Source organism: Thauera sp. WB-2 (assembly GCF_027594845.1).
Classification (GTDB): Bacteria; Pseudomonadota; Gammaproteobacteria; order Burkholderiales; family Rhodocyclaceae; genus Thauera; species Thauera mechernichensis.
In genome coordinates, this window is the sequence record NZ_CP088935.1 from 2533144 (window position 1) to 2553375 (window position 20232).

A 20232-nucleotide genomic window follows, 5' to 3' on the forward strand; every position below is an offset into this window, starting at 1 on the left:
CTGGGCGATCCAGGGGAAGGGGTTGGGGCGGCGAAAGCCGCCCCTTTTTTTCGTCCCGGCGCCGGAGGCCGCCGCGCCAGCCGCTAGAATGAGCGCTTCGCGCGGGTGCCACACCTCGGCCCCGCCAGGCCAAGCCCTACTGTCGACATCGTGCCCGCTGCAAGCCACTCCCCTGTATCCTCGACGCCCTGCGCCGATCAGTCGTCCCCTTTTCGCATCGTGATCAACGGCTACGGCCGCATCGGGCGCTGCTATCTGCGCGCGCTCCACGAAGCCGGTCTGGTCGACACCTTCAAGGTCGTCGCCATCAACGAACCGGCCGATCTCGCAAGCATCAGCTACCTGACCCGCTTCGACTCCACGCATGGCCGCTTTCCCGGACAGGTGGACAGCAGCGATGAAGCCCTGCTGGTGGACGGTCATCCGATCCTGATCAGCCATGCCGACAGCCCCGAGGCCGTGGACTGGGCCGCGCTCGAACCCGACCTGATCGTGGAGTGCTCAGGCCAGTACGGCAGTCGTGCCGAACTTCAGCGCTTCATCGACGCCGGCTGCCCCCGCCTGCTCCTGTCCCACCCCGGCAACGGCGCCGAGGACGTGGACGCCACCATCGTGTACGGCATCAACCACGAGACGCTGGACGGCCGCGAGGGGCTGGTATCGAACGCCTCATGCACGACCAACGCGGTGGTTCCCGTACTCGACCTGCTGCAGCGCGAGATCGGCATCGACAACGTGCTGCTGAGCACATTGCACTCCGCCATGAATGATCAGCCGCTGATCGACGGCTACCACCACACCGACCTGCGCCGCACGCGGTCGGCGATGCAATCCATCATCCCGGTGTCGACCGGACTGGCACGCGGGGTGGAGCGCCTGCTGCCCGAGCTCGCGGGCAAGGTCCAGGCCAAGGCGATCCGCGTCCCGACGCACAATGTCTCGGCCATCGACATGGTGCTCGGCTTCGCGCGCGACGTCACCGCAGGCGAGATCAACCGCTTGCTGCGCGAGGCGGCCCAGGGTCGCTACCGCAATCTGATCGCCTACTCGGACGAGCCGCACGCTTCGATCGACTTCAACCACGATCCCCACTCCGCAATCGTCGACGGCGGCCAGACGCGCAGCATCGGCAAGCGCATGGTCAACCTGATGGTGTGGTTCGACAACGAGTGGGGGTTCGCGAGCCGCATGGTGGATGTGACTCGCCATTGGCTGGCCCGCACGAGGCGCGCGGACGCGGGTCCCGGCACCAGTTAACCACGATCAAGTTCAAACCATGCGCGCTTGCCTAGACTGCCGCGCATGGAAACGACAAGCACATCCCTCCCCCACGGCGCCGCAGGTCACCCCACACCGGCAGCCGAGCCACGCCTTGCCGGCGACCTGGCGATCTGGGTCTTCATCATGGCGGAGCTGCTTGCCTTCGGCGCCTTCTTCGCCGCCTACGCCTTCACCCGCGCAAACAACATCGAGCTGTTCAATGCCGAGCAGGCAGGGCTCGACCGTACGGCAGGCGCAATCAACACGATCCTGCTGCTGACCTCGAGCTACTTCGTTGTTCGTGCCGTACAGGCTGCCGAGCTGCGTGCCGCACGTGCCGCTGCGAACTGGCTGCTGGCCGCCATCGTCACCGGCCTGGGCTTTATCGTCGTCAAGCTCGGCGAGTACGCCGCTGCCTTCGCGCACGACATCAGCCTGTCGAGCAGCCCCTTCCACATGTTCTACCTGTCGCTCACCTTCTTTCACTTCATGCACGTGATCCTCGGGCTCGTGATCCTGGTGGCGATGTGGAACAACGCCCGCCAGGGGCGCTACGGCCCGGGCAACATGAACGGGATCGAGACCGGTGCCGCCTACTGGCACATGGTGGATCTGGTGTGGCTGATCCTCTTCCCCCTTGTCTACGTGATCCACTGAGGAGCCCGGCCATGGACACGCACATGCACGGCACCCCCAAGCGCGCCACCTGGCTGTGGCTCTCGCTGATCGGCGCAACCTTGCTCACCTGGGGCATGGGCACGCACGGCGCAGCGGGCACCTGGGCCATCGCTGCCCTCGCCGCCATCTCCTTCTGGAAAGGCGCAGTGATCATTCTCGATTTCATGGCCCTGCGCCACGCGCCCCTCCTTTGGCGTGCCATCACCATGGGCTGGATGATCCTGGTGTGGGCCGTCATCGCCATCGCCTATCTCAAAGGACTCGGACAATGAAGCCCGACACGCCCAACCTCGACATCCCCTTCTACCAACCCGCCGCGGACGAGGTCGAGGTCTTCCAGCACGCCTGGAAGAACCGTCTGCCCCTGCTCATCAAGGGCCCCACCGGTTGCGGCAAGACCCGCTTCGTCGCCCACATGGCCGCGCGCCTCGGCTTGCCGCTGTTTACCGTGGCCTGCCACGACGATCTCACCGCAGCCGATCTCGTCGGTCGCCACCTGATCGGCGAGGGCCGCACCATGTGGTGCGACGGTCCGCTCACACGCGCGGTGCGCGAGGGTGGTATCTGCTACCTGGACGAAGTGGTCGAGGCGCGCAAGGACACGACCGTCGTGCTGCACCCGCTGGCCGACGATCGCCGCATCCTGCCCATCGACCGCACCGGCGAGCTCATCGAGGCTCCACCCAGCTTCATGCTGGTGGTGTCCTACAACCCGGGCTACCAGAACCTGCTCAAGGGCATGAAGCCGTCCACCCGCCAGCGCTTCATCAGCCTGCGCTTCGACTTCCCTCGCGCCGAACAGGAAGAGGCGATCCTGATCGGCGAAACCGCCTGCCCGCCGGATCTCGCTCGCCGCCTGGTCGCCATCGCCGGTGCGCTGCGCTCGCTCAAGGACCGCGACCTCGAGGAATCGGCCAGCACACGCTTGCTCGTCTATGCCGCACTGCTCATCAAGGACGGCATGGACCCGGTGGCAGCCTGCCGCGTCGGCATCGTCGAAGCCCTGACCGACGACGCCGACATCGCAGAGGGACTCATGGAGGTGGTATCCGCCACCTTCGGCCGCTGAACACCATCCCACGCGTCACAAGGAAACCATGAACATCCAACGCCAGGACCCGCTCAAGCACCTCATGCCGGGGCCGCAACTCGCCGTGATGGCCGAGGCCCTGTTCATCATCAACCTGATGCTGCTGCCCGTCCTGGCCTTCCTGGTGCTGATGGTGCTGTGGGCCAAGTTCCACGACCACGAAGACCCACTGGTGCGCAACCACCTGCGCCAGACCGGTTGGACCTGCATCTGGGGCGGTCTGATACTCGTGTGCACAAGCATCGCGATCCTACTGCTCGGCGGCTTCGACAACCCATGGACCTGGGTCATCGGAATCCTGTATTTCTTGCTCGTCCATGCGGGTCTGATCCTGCTTGGCGTCATGGGGCTGTCGCGCGCCATCAACGGCCGCAGCTGGCGCTACCCGGTGTTCGGACCGCGCGAACCCGTCTGAGTACCGCGAGCCCGTGATGAGCACACCCGCGCCGGCACGCCGAATCATCCCCATCGCCCGGGCAGGTACGGACGATGGAGCGCACAGCCCGCGCCAGGGCTTGCGGCTGGCCTTTCAGGTCGGTTTTTTTGCACTCTTCGTGCTCGCACCGGTGTTCGACCTCTTTCGCTACGATCTCAACGCCGACCATGCGTGGTTGCTGGGCATGGAGTGGCGGCTCGGGCTTGACCCATTTCTTGCCGGCCAGGCAAGCGCGCTCGAGGCCGCCGGCAGCATCATGCTGCGCCTGTTCGTGCCGCTGCTGACGGTCGCTGCAGTGGTGCTCTGGGTGGCCTGGAAGTGGGGGCGTATGTATTGCGGTTGGCTATGCCCGCACTTCTCGGTGGTCGAATCCATCAACAAGCTCATGGCGCGCGCCTCGGGCAAACCCAGCGTGTGGGAAAAACACCGCCTGCCGGCCTGGAAGCCGGACGGTTCACGCGCCAAGGTCGATGCACGCTGGTGGGGCCTCGTCGTACCTGCAGCCGTCGCCTTCGCCTTCCTGTGGGCGGTGGTACTGCTGACCTACCTGCTGCCACCTGCCGAGGTGTATGGAAACCTCATCGCTGGCGAACTGACGCGCAACCAGTTCATCTTCATCACCGCCGCAACGGTCGTGCTGAGCCTGGAGTTCCTGTTCGCACGCCACCTGTTCTGCCGCTTCGTCTGTGCAGTCGGCCTGTTCCAGAGCCTGGCCTGGATGGGCAACCGCGACGCGATGGTGGTGGGCTTTGCGCGCGCTCGTGCCACCGACTGCTCGAGCTGCCTCCCCGAGCGCCAGTCGGCCTGTGACGCGGTATGCCCGATGCGGCTGCGCCCGCGCAACATCAAGCGCCACATGTTCACCTGCACGCAATGCCGGCAGTGCATCGACGCCTGTGGCGAGACCCAGCGCGACAACCCCGAAGGCCCGCTACTGAGCTGGGTGACGGGCGAAGCCGCGCGCCAGAACGAAGCGGGTTTCCGCGCGTTCAAGGAACGCTGAACCGAGGGAACGCTGAACCATGGAAGAACACGTCGGACTATTCTGGCACCGTCTGATCACCCGCGCAGCGGGCGGGCACTTCCCCAAGGCCGCGGTCAGGCTCAAGGACATCGAGAAGGTCGCGGGGGTGTTCTTCCGCGCGCTCGGCGGCGACCCGGGCTTGCGCGTGGCCGCTGCCACCGTTGATACCCATGGCGCGCGGCGCAGCCTGCTACAGCGCATCGCCGGCGCAGACGAACGCATTGCCCGCGGCCGCATGGACATCGCCACCCTGCGCCTGCCGCCGGAGATCGACGCCCTGCCAGAACGCAGCCTCAACCGCGACCTCTATCTGTGGCTGGCCGCACTGGCCGCGGGTCATGGCAACGGCGATGCCACCCGTGACGCACAGGTGGAGGCCGCACTCGCCCCCCTGCCGACCGGCACCTTCGATACCGAGGCCAGTCGTGAACTGCGCGAGAACCAGCGTGCCACCCTGCGCGCGCTACAACGCTGGCCAGGTATCGAGCCGCGCTATCGCCGACTGGTGGACGCCGTGATCGCCCAGCGCCGCAACCCCGCCAAGCTACCTGCAGCCGAAGCCGAGCGCGAACGCCTGCTGCGCCAGGCAATGCATGCACCGGGCAGCGTTGCCGCCTTACCGGCATTGCCGGTCAAGGCACAGCCCACGCAACCGGTGCTGCTGTGGCTGAGCGACTTCCGTGCCAAGCCCGCAGCAGGCCTCGCCGGCAGCGGCAGCGGCGCCGAGGCTGCCGAGGGCGGCAGCACCAAGCCGGGTCGCGACGCCAGCCAGCAGGCCCACCGTGTCGAGCGCCAGGAGAACGCGCCCGAGAAGCACGGCATGATCATTCCCTTCCGCGCCGAAAGCCTGCTATCGGTTGCCGAATTCATCAAGGTCAAGCGCAGCACCGACGACGACCCGGACGACAACGCCGCCGATGCCGCAGCCAACCTCGACCACCTGTCGATCACCCGCGACAACGAGCGTGTTGCTTCCAAGGTCCGCTTCGACCTCGACCTGCCCTCGGCCGCCGAGGACGACGTCGTCCTCGGCGACGGCATCCCGCTGCCGGAGTGGGACTACCGCAAGAACCTGCTGCGCGAGGATCATGTCCGCCTCAACGAACTGACGCCGTCGATCAACGATCCTCGTGCGGCACCCTGCGCGCTACCCGAACACCTGCGCCGCACCGCCCGCCGCCTGCACCGTCAGTTCGCCGCGCTGACACCGGGCCGGCGCTGGCTCAAGGGACAGGTCGACGGCACCGAGCTCGACGTCGACGCTGTGGTACGCGCCACCACCGACCGTGCCTGCGGTCACCACCCATCCGACCAGCTCTACCTGTCGCTGGAGAAGCGCGAGCGCGATCTGGCTTGCCTCGCACTCGCCGACCTTTCCTTGTCAACCGACGCCTGGGTGTCCTCCGAAGCACGCGTGATCGACGTCATCCGCGACTCCTTGCTGCTGTTCGGTGAAGCGCTGATGGCGACCGGCGACCGCTTCGCACTGTGTGGCTTCTCCTCGGTCAAGCGCAGCAACGTGCGCTTTCATCGTCTCAAGGACTTCGACCAGCGCTTCGACGACCGCGCCCGCGGCCGCATCATGGCGATCAAGCCCGGCTACTACACCCGCCTGGGTGCCGCCATCCGCCACGCCACTACCATCCTCGAAAAGCAGACCGCAGCGCGCCGCATTCTGCTCATCCTCTCCGATGGCAAACCGAACGACCTCGACCTTTACGACGGCCGCTACGGCATCGAGGACACCCGGGTCGCGATCGTCGAGGCCCGCAGCCATGGCATCGTTCCCTTCTGCGTCACCATCGACCGCGAGGGCGCAAGCTACCTGCCACACCTGTTCGGTCCGGCGGGCTTCGCAGTGATCCGCCAGCCCGATGAACTCCCCGCCCGCCTGCCCATGTTCTATGCCCAGCTCACTCGGTGAAGCCATGAACTACCGCGACCTCCCCTGCACCGAAGCACTGCGCGACACGCCGCCCGCCGACCAGCCTTCGCCCGAGATCGAGCGCCTGTGCCGCCTGCTGAGCCAGGCCTCGCTCTTCAATGGCCTGGGTTGCCACGACATCGCCCGCTTCGCGCGTGGCGTGCGCGAGCTCAAGGTCGGGCGGGGCGACATTCTTTTCCACCGCGGCGATACCTGCTCCGGCTTTCACTTCATCCTCAGCGGCCAGGTCAAGCTCGCGTTCACCTCTGCGGAGGGCAACGAGAAGGTCGTCGACATCCTGCGTCCTGGGCAGAGCTTCGGCGAAGCCGTGATGTTCATGGACAAACCCTACGTGGTGATGGCCCAGGCCCTGACCGATGCCAGTCTTCTCCACATCGCCAAGCAGGTGTTCTTCGATGAAATGGCGGGCGACCCGGTGTTCTGCCGCAAGATCATCGCCGGCCTGGCCCAGCGCCTGCACCACCTGATGGCCGACGTCGAGAGCTACTCGCTGCGCTCGGGGCGCGAACGCATCATTGGCTACCTGCTGCGCGAGGAAGAGCGCGAGGGCGACGGCATTGCCAACGGGCGGGTGTCAATTCGCCTGCCGACCAGCAAGGGCACGATCGCCTCGCGCCTGAACCTCACCCAGGAGCACTTCTCACGCATCCTGCACGAGCTCACAGACTCCGGCCTGATCGAAGTCGAGGGCCGCACGATCCATATCCCCGACATCGGCAAACTCAGGCGAAGCCTGGGCTGAGGCGGCCCTGTCAGCTCGCTCGGGTGCAGCCGCCCACTGAGACGCCGCTATCGCACTTCGTACATGTACCCGACCTTGACGAGGCCTGTTTGACATCATTACTGTCGCACTTACAACCCAACCCAGGCAGCGCACATGACCAACACGGAATTCCCGCTGCACGCGCCACGAAGTGAGTCCTTACTCCCCGACTGCGGCCGTTGCCGCGCACTTCCGCCCCTGCCCTTCGACTTTACGATGGCCTTCCAGCCGATCATCGACCTCGACAGCGGTTCGTCGTGGGCGTGGGAGGCATTGGTCCGCGGCCCCAATGGCGAGAGTGCAGCCAGCGTATTGGCCAAGCTCACGGACGAAAACCGCTATCAGTTCGACCAGCGTTGCCGGACGAAGGCGATCGAACTCGCTCACCAGCTCGGCTTGTCGTCACGGCTTAGCATCAACTTCCTGCCTAATGCGGTGTACGAACCGCGAGCCTGCATCCGCGCCACCATCGAGGCTGCAAACCGGGTCGGATTTCCGCTCGAGCGGCTTCAGTTCGAAATCACCGAGGTCGAGGAAGTGCGCAATGACGGCCACCTGCGCCGCATCGTAGAGGAATACCGTGCAATCGGCTTTGGCACTGCGATCGACGATTTCGGCGCCGGCTACGCGGGGCTCAACCTGCTGACATACTTCCAGCCCGACGTGTTGAAGCTCGACATGAACCTGATTCGCAACATCGATCAGGACCGCCGTCGGCAATTGATCGTTCGCCACCTGGTCAGCCTCGCCGCTGAACTGCCGTGCACACTGATTGCAGAAGGCGTGGAAACGCTCGACGAGGCGCGCTGTCTCGCCGGCATGGGAATCAGGCTGCAGCAGGGCTATCTATACGCCCGCCCGGGCTTCGAAGCGCTGCCCGTTGCCGACCCGGGGGTACTGGCAGCACTGCTTGGCAGCTGATCGCCCCTGCCCCACCGCACGCACAGGGGCGATCGGCACGAGGGTCTCAACCCTCCTTGCCATCAACCCGCGCCTTGAGCAGGAAAGGCGCATAGCGCCACAGATAGAGGGCAAAGCCAAGCGCCCATAGCGTCGCCGCGGCATGCACACCGCCCACCAGCGCGGCGGGAAAGAGCGCCACGCTCAACACGCGAACCAGCGCCGCCAGCAGCACCAGCGCGTAGGCGGCGGTCTCCACCGGCCCCGCCACGAGCATGCGTCCAGTGTGTCCAAGCGCAGTACGGGTGATCATGCCGATGATCAATCCACCTGTCGCGCCAATCGCAAGCGCATGAATGCCCGCCGAACGCGGCAGTATGCCGAACTGGGTGAGCGCGATCAGCGCCAGACCGAGCGGAATCCACAGGTAGGCCAGATGCAGCACCCACAGCAGGGGGGCGCCTCGCGTCGCCCACGGGTTCCAGCCGCCCAGCCGCAGCGCCTGCAACAAGGCGGCGACCAGCGACACCGCGCCCGCCCACATGCCGGCCCCGAGTGCCCACAGCAACAGCGCGACACCCGTCGCAATCGCCGCCGCCCAGTCCAGGCGCGGATCGCGCCACTGCTTGATGCCGCGCACGGCGTTGAAGGTGAACATCGGGATCACGCGCCCGCCGACGATCGTTTCGAGTACCACGATCAGCCCGAGCGCCAGATGCATCGCCATCAGCGGATCGACCGCAAGCACGCCGAGTACGGCGAGATGGAAGACCAGGTTCGCCAGCGCGAGCAGGGCCGGCAGGACGCCGACAAAGTAATTGCGCCTGCTCTTGGCCTTGATCAGCACACGCAACAACAGGGCTGCCGCGACGGGCAGAAAAGCCATGTCGACGATCGCCACCCAGGCACCACTGCCGAATGCCATCGCCAGCCGTCCAGCCAGCCACAGGGCCGCCAGCGCTGCAAGCGGCGGGCCCGCGGGCGTATCGAGCCCGGTCCAGTTGCGCCCAGCGGTAAACAGGAAACCGATGATCACCGCCACCGCGAAACCGAAGATCATCTCGTGTGCGTGCCACCACATCCCGGGAATCGGCAGTTCGATTCCACCCGAGTAGGCCACCGCCCATACCGGCACGGCGATGGCGGCAAACAGCGCCGCAAGCAGGTAGAAAGGCCTGAAACCAAGCGCCCAGAGCGAGAAGGTATCGGGCGGAATACGGCGGGTGGTGGGTTCGTCGATGCGAATCAGCGGCATGTCTATTTTCTCTGTAATGCTCTTGGGGTTGATGAAGTCAGCTGCAGCGAAGGCACCCGCGGCATACCTGGCGCCCGCGCACCTGCGCGGATGCCGGCTGCACTCAGTGGCTGGTGCCTTCCTCGCGCGTGATCTTGTTCCAGACGTTGTACTTGCCGACGGGTTTTCTCATCGGCAGACGCTTGACCTCTTCGAGGGTCTGCGCGTCGAGAACGATGACCGCCCCCTCATCCTCCCACAGGCTGGCCAGCGCATAGCGGCCATCGCGGGTGAACTCGATGTGGGCAAGCGTCTTGCCAGGCTCGCCGACAATCTCCCTGACCACCTCCAGCGTCTGCTTGTCGATCACCTGCAGGATGTGCTTGGCCTCCGGACTCATCATCGAATCGACGAAGGCATAGCGGCTGTTGCCGTGGCTGCGCAGGAAGAAGCCCGGGCCGCGGGTCTGGATGCGCTTGATGACTTCCCAGGTCTTCATGTCGATGACCGTGACCTCGCCCGCCTTGAGGTTGGTGCTCGCCATGACCGTGCGCGGCTTCGCGTCAGGTCCTGCGGCAGGGTCGGTCCACTCCCAGGTGATGCCCGAACCCAGGTGGGGCATGCCGTCCAGCGGCAGGTTGGCGATCTTCTTGCGCACATCCAGGTTCACCACCTGGCCGACACCCTCACGCGATGCGCCCATCAGCTCGGAGTAGTCCTGGGTGAAGAAGAAGTCGTCGAGCACCTCGGCGAGGATGGTGCGGCGCGGATTGAGATAGCCGGGGATGAAGGTCCCCTCGCGCTGGGTGTAGTCGTGGATGTAGCTGGTCGGGATGTCCTCGACCGCCTTGGTGTAGCTGATCTCCCACACCTCGCCGACATCCTTGAGCGCGGCGATGAAGGACTGGCGCGGGGTGGCGTCGTACACCGCCGAGACGCGCGAACTCTGCTTGCCATCCCGATCCATCGCGGGGAGCGTCTTGATCAGGTTCAGATCGCCATCGAGCAACACCAGCGTGTGCGGCAGGTAGTTGGCCACCGCGACGTGCTTGCCATCGGGCGAGGCCGCGACGTTACGGGTATTGATGCCGGCACGCACCTCGGCCACCACCTTCAGGTTCCACAGGTCGAACTTGGTGATCCAGCCGTCGCGCGAACCGAAGAACACATACCGCCCTTCGGCTGCGAACTTGGGACCGCCGTGCAGCGCAAAGCGCGACTGGAAGCGGAAGATCGGCTCTAGCTTGTCGCCGTCGAGCACGCTGACGTGGTGGTCCCCTGCCTCGACGACGAGGAAAAGGTTGAGCGGGTCGGCGTCGAACACCGGCTTGTCCGACAAGGTGGCCGGGGCGACATGCTCGATGCGCGAGGCGGTGATGTCGGCATCCGACCAGCGCGGCTCGGGCACCACCGGTGTGTAGATCCAGTCGGCAATCGCGGCGATCTCATGTTGGCCGAGTTGGGCCGCGAAGCCAGGCATCTGGGTGGCCGTACGCCCCTCTGCGATCACCTTGAGCGCTTCGCCCTTGCGCAGACGCGACAGGTTCTCGGGCAGCAGCGCCGGCCCCATCCCGCCCAATCGGCTCGAGGCGTGGCAAGCGGCACAGTGCTGCTCATAGAGTGCGGCAACATCGACAACCGGCGTAACGGCTGCGGGCGAAGCGGCAACAACGGACTGCGCCGCAGGGAAGGCAAGGGCGAGACCCGCCACAACGGCGGCGACGGAACGGAGCGGCTTCATGCGGACACCTTGTTGAGGCGGACCCAGGGCGTGGTGACGACGCGCTCGGCGCCGTAGTCATCGGCGCTGACGCCGATCTCTTCGTCATCCAGATAACAGGCCGGATCCTCCGCCCAGGGGTTGCCAGTCACCTGCTCGGCACGCACCCGCGAACTGCCATTGCAGATGTCCAGATAACGGCAGGCGCCGCAGCGCCCCTCGAGCTTGCGTGGGTGCTGCTTGAGGCCGGCGAGCAGCGGATTGCTCAGGTCGTTCCAGATCTCGCCGAAGGCACGCTGGCGAACGTTGCCCAGCGGCACATGCCACCACATGGTGTCGGGGTGCACGATGCCGAGGTTGTCGATATTCGAGACATTCACCCCGCTCGCATTGCCGCCCCATTGGCGCAGCCTGGCCTCAACGTGTGCGGCCTTGTCAGGGAATCGGCGCTGCACCCAGTGCAGCAGGAAGGGGCCATCGGCGTCGTTGTTGCCGGTGACGAAGTCCTTTTCGATGCCGCGCCGGTGCAGGTCCAGACAGGTCTCGAACAGCAGTTCCATCGCCTCACGCGTGGTGCGGTGGCGAGCATCGCCTGCGCGGTTCTTGTTGCCGCGGCCGGCGTAGTTCAGGTGCGAGAAGTAGAACTTGTCGATGCGCTCGTCCTCGACCAGCTTCAACAGCGCGGGCAGATCGTGGGCGTTTCCCTCTGTCATGGTGTAGCGCACGCCGACCTTGATGCCACGGTCCCGGCACAGGCGGATGCCGTGCATCGAGGCCTCGAAGGCCCCCTGCTTGCGGCGGAAGTGGTCGTGGGTGGCGCCGATTCCGTCCAGGCTCACGCCAACGTAGTCGAAGCCGATCTCGTCTATGGCGTCGATGTTCGATTCGTCGATCAAGGTGCCATTGGACGACAGGCCGACATAAAAGCCCATGCCCTTGGCACGACGGGCAATGTCGAAGATGTCCGGCCGCAACAGCGGCTCGCCGCCCGACAGGATCAGCACCGGCACGCGCGCTGCCTTGAGATCATCCATGACCTTGAAGATCTCGGCGGTGTTCAGCTCGCCCGGGAAGTCCTTGTCTGCAGAGATGGAATAGCAGTGCTCGCAGGTGAGGTTGCAGCGCCGGATCAGGTTCCAGATGACCACCGGCCCGGGCGGGTTACGGCGCGGGCCGGCGGGGGTCGGGTGGTCGAGTTCGCGGATGAATTGGGAGATGCGGAACATGGAAGCCTCCTTGTTGCCGCGATTACAGCCGACCTTGGTGGCGGGAAAAATGACGCCGGTCAAGGGGCCGGCCTGGCGCAGCAAATCGCGCTGCTGCGCCCTTCGGCGAGTTCCTCAAGCGCCGATGCGCAAGCCTGTTTTCTTCAGGATCCCGGCCGAAAACAGCACGTCGCGGCTACGGCAGACACCCGGGAAGTCACGCTCGATCGCTGCTGCGATCTCGCCAACGCGCTCGAGCGCTGCTTCGCGCGTCGCCGCATGCACCATCGCAAACAGGTTGTAGGGCCAGTCCGGCAGGTGGCGCGGACGCCGATAGCAGTGGGTGACGAAGGGCAAGCCCCCGACCCGCTCGCCGACCGCATCGATGCAGTCGTCATCGATATCCCAGACGCTCATGCCGTTTGCAGGGTAGCCGATGGCGTAATGGTTCGGGACCGCACCGATGCGCCGGATGCGACCATCGGCCAGCATGACCGCCAGGCGCTCACGCACCAACGCTTCGCTCGTGCCCAATTGCTCGGCGAGCAAGGCATAGGGGCGCGCGACCAAGGCCAGCCCACCCTGGGTAGCGAGGACGAGCCGACGGTCGAGGTCGGCAGCTGCCTGCACATCGCCCAGCTTGCCGCTCGGCACCCCGGCACCGCCCACCGCAAAATCAATCGGATCGCTCACCGTCACGCCTCCAGCTTCATCTCGACAAAGTACTCGCGCTCCTTGGGGAACAGGTGCACCGGCAAACCGGTCGCGGCTTCCATGCGCGCAGCACAGTCGGCGATGCCTCCCGGGGTCTCGGTCGCGAGCACGAACCACATGTTCAAGGCATGTTCACGGCGGTAGTTGTGCGCCACTTCGGTAAAGGCATTGACGGCCTCGACAACCTCGCCCCAACGCGCCTCAGGCACGGCCATTGCGGCCAGGCAGAAAGCCCCGCCCATGCGCTCGATCTGGAACATGGGGCCGAAGCGTGTCAATACACGGTCGTCGAGCAGACTCTGCAGACGGGCAATGAGCGCCTCCTCGCTCAAGCCCACGGCATCGGCTACCTGCGCGAAGGGGCGCTCCACCAGCGGGAAGTCACCCTGCAAGGCATTGATCAGCCGGCGATCGACGTCGTCGGGCGCGCGGCGTGCGGCGATGCCCTGGCGTCCGGCGGCCTTGCTGCCAGACGGGCGTTCTCGAGCTTCAGGCATGGGCAAGGGCTCCGGGGGAGAGATAGTGCGCACCGGTTTGCTTGAAGCGGCGGCAACTGAACAGGGTCGCGCTCGGATAGGCATCCAGGCCCAGGCGCTGTGCGAGGTCTGCACGCGCCGCCAGCACGTCCTCGCGGGCACTGCCATGGATCATGCAGAACAGGTTGTAGGGCCAGTCGGGCAAGGCCCGTCGGCGACGATAGCACAGCGTCACCGCATGCTCGCGTGCGAGGCTTCGCCCCAGCGCGGAAACGTCCTGCTCGGGGACATCCCAAACGCACATCGCATTGGCCTCCATGCCGAGCTCGTGGTGGCGCACCACCACACCAAAGCGCCGAATCAGGCCTTCACACACCCAACGCACGATGAACTCCAGCGTCATCGCCTCGCTCAGCCCGACCTTCTTGCCAAGGGACTCGAATGGACGAGCCTCCAGCGCCAGCCCCCCCTGCAAGGCAGTGACCAACTCGCGCTCGATGGCGGGTAGCGCGCAGGCAGCGTCGCCGTCGAGCACGATCGACGCGCGTTCGCGGCGACGCCCCGCCGGGCTGTTGCACGCGCCCTCGCCCGCCGGTTCGCGTAGATCGAAACCCAGGTCGATATGGAACTCTTCCTCCAAGGGCAACACGATCACCGCGCAGCCGGTATCACGCTCGAGGCCGGCCACGACCTGCTGCAGGCGCGCAGCGGACGACGCCGTCACCACGAACCAGAGGTTGTAACGATGCTCGCGCTGGTAGTTGTGGTTGATCGCCGCCTCGGCGCTGACACGCGCTGCAACCGCCTCGAGCCGCGAGGGCGGCACCGCCATCGCGGCAAGTGCGCTCGCGCCCAAGCGTCGGGGCGCAAACACGGCGCCAATGCGGCTCACCACGCCCTTGGTACGCAACTCACCGTAGGCATCGATCACATCCCCCTCGTCCATGCCGACGGCCGCAGCGATCCGTGCGAACGGCCGGCTCTCGAGCGGGAAGTCGCGCTGCCAGTCGTTGAGCAGGCGCAGTCCGATGTCGCCGACGCCCGCGGGCAGGCAAAGCTTGCGCGGCATCAGAACCCCGTGCGCGCCGCGCGCGTCGTGAAGAAAATGCCGCTCGGGCTCAACGAATCGAAGCCGCCGATGGGCGTCTTGGTGGCCGTGTCGTAGATCACCACGCGATTGTCATCGCGCGCGGACAGCCACACTTCGTGCCCTTTGGAGAGGAACTCCATATGCAGAATGCCGCGCCCGGGCTGGAGGGTATGGGTGACCTGGCCGCTGACGGTGTCGATCACCTGCACCCAGCCATTGTCGGGAAACGCGAAGTTGACCCAGATCTCGCGACCGTCGGGGCGTGCCATTGCGAACACCGGCTGGCTCTTGACCGGGATGCGCCCGACTTCCTGCCAGGTCGTGGTGTCGACCACCAGCACCTCATGACGCCCGATCGCGGGCAGGTAGGCACGCCCTCCTGCCACCGACCACCCACGCAGGTGCGGCATCTTGAAGACCGGCAGCGGCTGCTCACCCCGGCCATAGCCGTCGAGGATCTTGCTGCTGCCCTTGTCCAGGTTCCACAGATCGACCAAGGCCAGGCCGTCCTCCCCGAACAGGCCAGCGATGTAATGGCGGCCGTTGGGCGTCACCAGCGCATCGTAGGGCTGGTTACCACCCGCGAAGCGTTGCGTGACCGGATTGCGCGGATCGGCGAAGTCGGTGATGCGGATCTCTCCCGCCTCGAACAGCGCATAGATGAAGCGCTTGCCCGACAGGTCGGCAAGGCCCACCACCTTGGAGCGACGACCGTCCTCGGTCGTGGCTGGCACGTCGGCGACCAATTCGAGCGTATGTGCATCGAAGGCCTTGATCCCGCCAGGCTCATAGTTCTGCACCACCACGAGGCTGCCGTCGTGCGAGATCGAACCGCCGATGGCGTTGCCCGCCTGGACGACGCGGCCGGCGATCCTGGCCTCGAGCAGGTCGACCTTCGTCAGGCCACCGTCGCGACCGAAGACATACGCATAACGCGCATCGCGCGAGAACACCACCGAGGCGTGCGACAGGTCGCCAAGGCCCTCTACGGTGGCGAGTACGCTGCGCCCGCTTGTCTCGACGATCTTGACCCGTCCGTCCGCGCGCTCGATGACGACGCCGAGGTCGCCCGTGCCGCGCAGCGCAGCGGGCGGCGTCGACGCACAGGCTGAAAGGAGGAACACCATTGCGGAGAGCACGACACCCCACAGGACGGGCGGTGCGAGGCGAGGTTTCTGCGATGACATGCGGACTCCGTCAATCAAGCTCGGGCGCGATACGCGAACGAGGGTGGAATTGGAATGTTGAGGAAGCTGGAGAAAACGAAATGGGCGAGCGGCCTTGAAGAGCTGCCCCGGCCGACTGACGAAGGCACTGCGCCGGCGCTCTGCGAGTGGATCAGTTCCGCGCCTGAACGGGCGGCAAACCGGTGTCAGGCGGGAATCCGCGCATCAACTGATCGACGATCCACTCGGCCTCGGACTCGGTCACGATGCCTCGGAACGGTGGCATGGGGGTGCCCGGGCGCCCACCGATGATCGTGGCCACCATGCTCTCGGCAGGCTTGTCCGCCATGGCTTCGATCGTAAGTGCGGGCCCCAGCCCGCCATTGAGGGTCAGGCCATGACAGGACCCACAGTCCTGGCGGACGATGTGCACGAGTTCGCGGGCACGCTCGGCATCGGGCGGCGCCGGCTGAGACTCGTTGGCCGCAGCAAACGCGGAGACCAACGCGGCGCCGATGAACACGGCAACATGGGCGACAAGGGGCGGTAGTTTCATCTCGTTCTTCCGACGGTCGATCAGTCGGAAACAGGATGAACCTTCGCCCCTTCATTAACCTTGACTCGAATCAACCCCACGGGATGTGAGGTTGTCGTGTCCCTGCGGCGCGCCTCAGTCCTCGACGATGACCACGCCGAGCATCTCCGGATGCGGCCCACAGCGGTACTCGAAGCGCCCAGCCTGCTCGAAGCGGTGCGACCAGCGCTCACCGGGGAAGAAGCGCTCGGACTCCTGGTTCGCAGCGATGAAGTACACCGAGTGGCTGACGCGCTTCTCCTGATTCACCCAGACCACGGTGTCGCCCGTCTTCACGCGCAACTCCATCGGCGTGAACGCGTAGCTCTCGATCAGGACTTCGTGCTCGGCTGCCATCGCCGGCGCCGAGATACCGAGCGCAAACAGCACTGCGCCCGCCACCGCCCGCCATGAACGCATCATCATGATCACCACTCCTTGATCAAAAACCCGTGGCGGCAAGCGATGCGCGTCCGGGCTCACCAACAAACAGGCGGAAACCCGGGCACCCCCGGATTTCCGCCTGAGCCATGGCCTGTACTACCTCGGCGCAGTACCGAGGGTCGAGCCTTACTGCTTGGCCGCCTTTACATCGCCATCGGCATCCACACCCAGCTTGTAGCCGAGCGAGACGTGATGGTAGCGACCAGCCGAGTTGTCGTTGTGGATGGCAAAGCCGAAGTTGTAGCTCTTGCCGGACTCGAGCGTGACGTCGCCCTCGCCGCCCGCGAGCTTGCGGGTGAACACCACCGACCAGGTATCGCCGTCCTGCTTGCCCTCGGCGCTCACCAGCGCCGTACCGCCTTCCATCACGCGGGTGTCGGCGACGTGGCCATTGAAGCCCTTGTTCTCGCCGCTGCGCCACTGGTAGAGGTCGTAGAACTTGCCTTCGGCAACCGAGCCACCCTTGACGTACTTCTTCTTGGCGTCATCCGCACCCGGCATGGTGCGCGAATCCTGGTGGCAGGTGGCCCAGCAGCCGCTCTGGTCGGCAAGCTCGACCTTGCCGCCCGACTCGAGCATGAAGGCGATCTTGACCGGGTTGGCCTCGTCCATCTTGGCCGCGCCGGAGGCGGCAGGCTGCTTCCAGGAGAAGCGCAGGTAGAGGTTCTCGCCGTCATGCGCAGCCTGGACCTTGACCGGGATGGCCGGTGCCTTGCCCGGAATCGGGTTTGGCTCGAGCTTCTGACCGCTGGCGATCTTCTTGCCCATGTCGGCTGTTTCGTCGCTGTGGCAGTCGGCACAGGTCTCACCCTTGCGCAGCGCGCGCGCGCCGCCGTGATCCTTGCCCGTCTGAATCCACTCGAGCGCCGACACGCCGGGGTAGAACAGGGTGATGTCCTTGGCCTCGACCTTGCCCCAGTCCGGTGCGGCGGCAAAGGCGCCGCCAGCGCCAAGGGCAAGGAGTGCGCCCACGGCGCCGGCAATCATCGTCTTCTTCATCGTCATTCCCTCACTGTGCTTGGGTTGGCCTGTGCTGCACGAGGAGGCTCACTCCTCGTCTTCCTCGGTCATGCCTTCGGGCTTGTGGTGCGCGATACCCTTGTGGCAGTCGATGCAGGTCATCTTGTCCTCGAGCGCCATCTCGTGCTGCTTGCGCGCACGCTGCTTCTGGGACTCCTTGTTCATGCTGTCGAAGCTGTGGCAGTTGCGGCATTCGCGCGAATCGCTCGCCTTCATGCGCGCCCATTCGCGGCGTGCTAGCTCCAGGCGCTTGGCCTCGAACTTCTCGCGGGTGTCGATGGTGCCGGTGATCTTGCCCCAGACTTCGCGCGAAGCCTGGATCTTGCGGATCATCTTGTAGGTCCAGTCCTTCGGCACGTGGCAATCGGAACATACGGCGCGCACGCCGGTCCGGTTGCTGTAGTGGATGGTCTCCTTGTACTCCATGTACACGTTGTCATGCATTTCGTGGCAGGAGATACAGAACTTCTCGGTGTTGGTGGCCTCCATGGCGGTGTTGAAGCCGCCCCAGAACAGGATGCCTACGACAATACCGACAGCGAGCAGACCGCCCAGCGACTTCTTCGAGGGGCGGCGCAGGCGGGCCATGAGGCCGCCGGATTGTTCTTGTTTGGTGTTGCTGTCTCGATCTGACATGGAGCTTTTACCCTTCGGACCCCCGCGCCGAAGCGCGGGGGGTTTTCAGGCTACGATCGAACCGGTCGATCAGTAGATGTCGAACTGCGTGTTATAGACGTTGAACTTGCCGGTCGGCGTCACCATCTCGGGCGAGGTGATGACCTTCTTCAGCTGGAGCGTCTTGTCGTCGTAGATCACGATGGCCGACTGGTCGGTCTTGCCGCCCCACAGCGAGATCCACACTTCGTCACCGGCCTCGTTGTACTCGGGGTGGGTGGCGCGACGGATCGCCTTGCTTTCCGGCAGGCCGGAATCCTTGGCGACGTCCAGACGCTTCGGCTCCTTCGACAGGTCGGTCAGGTCATACACATAGACCGATTCGGCGATCTCACGCTCCGGGTTCATCGGTGCGTCGGCCCACAGGTTCTTCGACTTCGGGTGCGTCTTGACGAACAGGTTGCCAGCGCCCGGCATCTTGAGCTCCTGGACGACCTTCCAGTTGTGCTCCTTGAACTTGGCGAACTTCTTGTCGTCGTGCGCGGTCGAGATCAGCGAGACCACGTCATCACCCAGGTGACCCGTTGCCCACACCGGACCGAACTGCGGATGCACGAAGTTGGCGCCGCGACCCGGGTGCGGGATCTTCGCGGTATCAACCAGCGCAGCCAGCTTGCCATCCTTGGTATCGACCGCGGCCACCTTGTTGGAGGCGTTGGCAGCAACCAGGAAGTAGCGCTTGCTCATGTCCCAGCCGCCGTCGTGCAGGAACTTGGCGGAGTTGATCGTGGTGGTCTTCAGGTTGTTGATGTCGGTGTAGTCGACCAGCAGGATCATGCCGGTTTCCTTCACGTTCACAACCCACTCGGGCTTGATGTGCGAGGACACGATCGAAGCCACGCGCGGCTCGGGGTGGTAGTCGCCATCGACGGTCTGGCCGCGGGTCGAGACGATCTTGTACGGCTCAAGCGTCTCGCCGTCCATGATCGAGTACTGGGGCGGCCAGTAGGTACCACCGATCAGGTACTTGTCTTCGTAGCCCTTGAACTTCGAGGTATCAACCGAGCGCGCGTCCGAACCGAGGCGGATGGTCGCCACGGTGGTCGGCTCTTCGAACCACATGTCGATGATGGTGGTCAGGCCGTCGCGACCAACCGTATACACATAGCGACCCGAGGCCGACAGGCGCGAGATGTGCACCGCGTAGCCGGTGTCGAGAATCTTCCAGATCTGGTGCGTGTCACCGTCGATCAGCGCCAGCTTGCCCGCGTCGCGCAGCGTGACTGCGAACACGTTCTTCAGGTTGATCTTGTTCATCTGCTTGGTCGGACGCTGATCAACCGGAATCAGAAGCTTCCAGCTATCCCTCATGTCCTTGAGCGAGAACTCGGGCGGGATCGGCGGCTCGACCTGGATGTAGCGCGCCATCAGGTTGATTTCTTCCGGCGTGAGGATGTCGTCGTAGTTGACCATGCCGCCTTCGGTACCGTAGGCGATGATCTTCTCGAGACGGTCGGTACCCAGCTTGAGGGTGCCGCCTTCCATCTTCGTGCCGTCGGGCATGGTCTTGCTCCACGCCGGCTCGAGGTTCTTGCCGGTGGCGCCCTTGCGCAGCACGCCGTGGCAGCCGGCACAGCGCTCGAAGTAGATCAGCTTGCCCTGCTCCATTTCCTCGGCAGTCAGCTTGGGCGCTTCCTGCGCCCAGGCGCTGCTCATCGCCAGCGGCAGGATTGCCATGGCGAGCGTTTTACCGATCAAGCTCTTGTTTTGCATTTCCCTCTCCTTTACGACACGGGATGTGAAACAACACGGTGACGGCAGTATGGTTTTCGAGGCAGTTCGTGATCCTTGATGTGAATTAATTTTCCACATGAGGCG

Annotated in this window: 21 protein-coding genes; 9 read left to right on the forward strand and 12 right to left on the reverse strand. The window is 65.1% G+C overall.

From position 1 onward, the window contains the following. Positions 1-219: 219 nt before the first annotated feature. The 9 genes from LQF09_RS11655 to LQF09_RS11695 all read left to right on the forward strand — a co-directional run bounded on the left by LQF09_RS11655 (position 220) and on the right by LQF09_RS11695 (position 8117). A complete protein-coding gene (locus LQF09_RS11655) occupies positions 220-1257 on the forward strand; it encodes a type I glyceraldehyde-3-phosphate dehydrogenase (RefSeq protein ID WP_270068017.1) in 1038 nt (345 codons plus the stop codon). 45 nt (positions 1258-1302) lie between these two features. Then, positions 1303-1917, forward strand: a complete 615-nt coding sequence (locus LQF09_RS11660; RefSeq protein ID WP_002927174.1) for a cytochrome c oxidase subunit 3 — start codon at positions 1303-1305, stop codon at positions 1915-1917. 11 nt (positions 1918-1928) lie between these two features. Next, positions 1929-2210, forward strand: coding sequence for a cytochrome C oxidase subunit IV family protein (locus LQF09_RS11665; protein ID WP_002927180.1), 282 nt, complete (start codon positions 1929-1931; stop codon positions 2208-2210). After that, entirely contained in the window at positions 2207-3007 is an 801-nt protein-coding gene (locus tag LQF09_RS11670; RefSeq protein ID WP_270068018.1) for a CbbQ/NirQ/NorQ/GpvN family protein, read from the forward strand. Before LQF09_RS11665 ends, LQF09_RS11670 begins: the two co-directional genes overlap by 4 nt. A gap of 28 nt (positions 3008-3035) precedes the next feature. Further along, positions 3036-3443: a hypothetical protein gene (locus tag LQF09_RS11675; RefSeq protein ID WP_002935605.1), complete on the forward strand. Its 408-nt coding sequence runs from the start codon at positions 3036-3038 to the stop codon at positions 3441-3443. A gap of 16 nt (positions 3444-3459) precedes the next feature. Next, positions 3460-4467 (forward strand): 4Fe-4S binding protein, encoded by a 1008-nt coding sequence (locus LQF09_RS11680; protein ID WP_002935604.1) that lies wholly within the window; start codon positions 3460-3462, stop codon positions 4465-4467. A 19-nt stretch (positions 4468-4486) separates the two neighbouring features. Further along, positions 4487-6412: a nitric oxide reductase activation protein NorD gene (locus LQF09_RS11685; RefSeq protein WP_270068019.1), complete on the forward strand. Its 1926-nt coding sequence runs from the start codon at positions 4487-4489 to the stop codon at positions 6410-6412. A gap of 4 nt (positions 6413-6416) precedes the next feature. Continuing rightward, positions 6417-7175, forward strand: a complete 759-nt coding sequence (locus LQF09_RS11690; RefSeq protein ID WP_002927189.1) for a Crp/Fnr family transcriptional regulator — start codon at positions 6417-6419, stop codon at positions 7173-7175. A 237-nt stretch (positions 7176-7412) separates the two neighbouring features. Further along, on the forward strand, positions 7413-8117 hold the full coding sequence (locus tag LQF09_RS11695; RefSeq protein ID WP_002935603.1) for an EAL domain-containing protein: 705 nt from the start codon (positions 7413-7415) through the stop codon (positions 8115-8117). A gap of 46 nt (positions 8118-8163) precedes the next feature. Here the strand turns inward: LQF09_RS11695 and LQF09_RS11700 are convergent, their stop codons facing one another. The 12 genes from LQF09_RS11700 to LQF09_RS11755 form a co-directional block, all read right to left on the reverse strand. Beyond that, positions 8164-9351 carry an NnrS family protein gene (locus tag LQF09_RS11700; RefSeq protein ID WP_002935601.1) on the reverse strand — a complete coding sequence of 396 codons (1188 nt, stop codon included), beginning with the start codon at positions 9349-9351 and terminating at the stop codon, positions 8164-8166. A gap of 103 nt (positions 9352-9454) precedes the next feature. After that, positions 9455-11071: a cytochrome D1 domain-containing protein gene (locus LQF09_RS11705; protein ID WP_270068020.1), complete on the reverse strand. Its 1617-nt coding sequence runs from the start codon at positions 11069-11071 to the stop codon at positions 9455-9457. Continuing rightward, positions 11068-12276, reverse strand: a complete 1209-nt coding sequence (gene nirJ, locus LQF09_RS11710) for a heme d1 biosynthesis radical SAM protein NirJ (RefSeq protein ID WP_037982148.1) — start codon at positions 12274-12276, stop codon at positions 11068-11070. Before nirJ ends, LQF09_RS11705 begins: the two co-directional genes overlap by 4 nt. A gap of 114 nt (positions 12277-12390) precedes the next feature. Further along, complete coding sequence (gene ahbB / locus LQF09_RS11715) at positions 12391-12954, reverse strand: siroheme decarboxylase subunit beta (protein WP_270068021.1); 564 nt, start codon at positions 12952-12954, stop codon at positions 12391-12393. Next, the gene (locus LQF09_RS11720) at positions 12951-13466 is read right to left on the reverse strand and encodes an Lrp/AsnC family transcriptional regulator (protein WP_270068022.1); all 516 of its coding nucleotides are present in this window, start codon (positions 13464-13466) and stop codon (positions 12951-12953) included. Before LQF09_RS11720 ends, ahbB (LQF09_RS11715) begins: the two co-directional genes overlap by 4 nt. Next, positions 13459-14514 carry a siroheme decarboxylase subunit beta gene (ahbB, locus tag LQF09_RS11725; protein WP_270068023.1) on the reverse strand — a complete coding sequence of 352 codons (1056 nt, stop codon included), beginning with the start codon at positions 14512-14514 and terminating at the stop codon, positions 13459-13461. The genes LQF09_RS11720 and ahbB (LQF09_RS11725) overlap by 8 nt, the downstream gene beginning before the upstream one ends. Continuing rightward, entirely contained in the window at positions 14514-15722 is a 1209-nt protein-coding gene (locus tag LQF09_RS11730) for a cytochrome D1 domain-containing protein (RefSeq protein WP_002927208.1), read from the reverse strand. The genes ahbB (LQF09_RS11725) and LQF09_RS11730 overlap by 1 nt, the downstream gene beginning before the upstream one ends. A 151-nt stretch (positions 15723-15873) precedes the next feature. Next, positions 15874-16257, reverse strand: coding sequence for a c-type cytochrome (locus LQF09_RS11735; RefSeq protein WP_002935592.1), 384 nt, complete (start codon positions 16255-16257; stop codon positions 15874-15876). A gap of 114 nt (positions 16258-16371) precedes the next feature. After that, positions 16372-16701: a cupredoxin domain-containing protein gene (locus tag LQF09_RS11740; protein WP_002927212.1), complete on the reverse strand. Its 330-nt coding sequence runs from the start codon at positions 16699-16701 to the stop codon at positions 16372-16374. A gap of 144 nt (positions 16702-16845) precedes the next feature. Further along, positions 16846-17724 (reverse strand): ethylbenzene dehydrogenase-related protein, encoded by an 879-nt coding sequence (locus tag LQF09_RS11745; RefSeq protein ID WP_270068024.1) that lies wholly within the window; start codon positions 17722-17724, stop codon positions 16846-16848. Between the two features lie 42 nt (positions 17725-17766). Next, a complete protein-coding gene (locus LQF09_RS11750; protein ID WP_270068025.1) occupies positions 17767-18327 on the reverse strand; it encodes a NapC/NirT family cytochrome c in 561 nt (186 codons plus the stop codon). 117 nt (positions 18328-18444) lie between these two features. Beyond that, positions 18445-20127 carry a nitrite reductase gene (locus tag LQF09_RS11755; RefSeq protein ID WP_270068026.1) on the reverse strand — a complete coding sequence of 561 codons (1683 nt, stop codon included), beginning with the start codon at positions 20125-20127 and terminating at the stop codon, positions 18445-18447. Positions 20128-20232 lie beyond the last annotated feature (105 nt).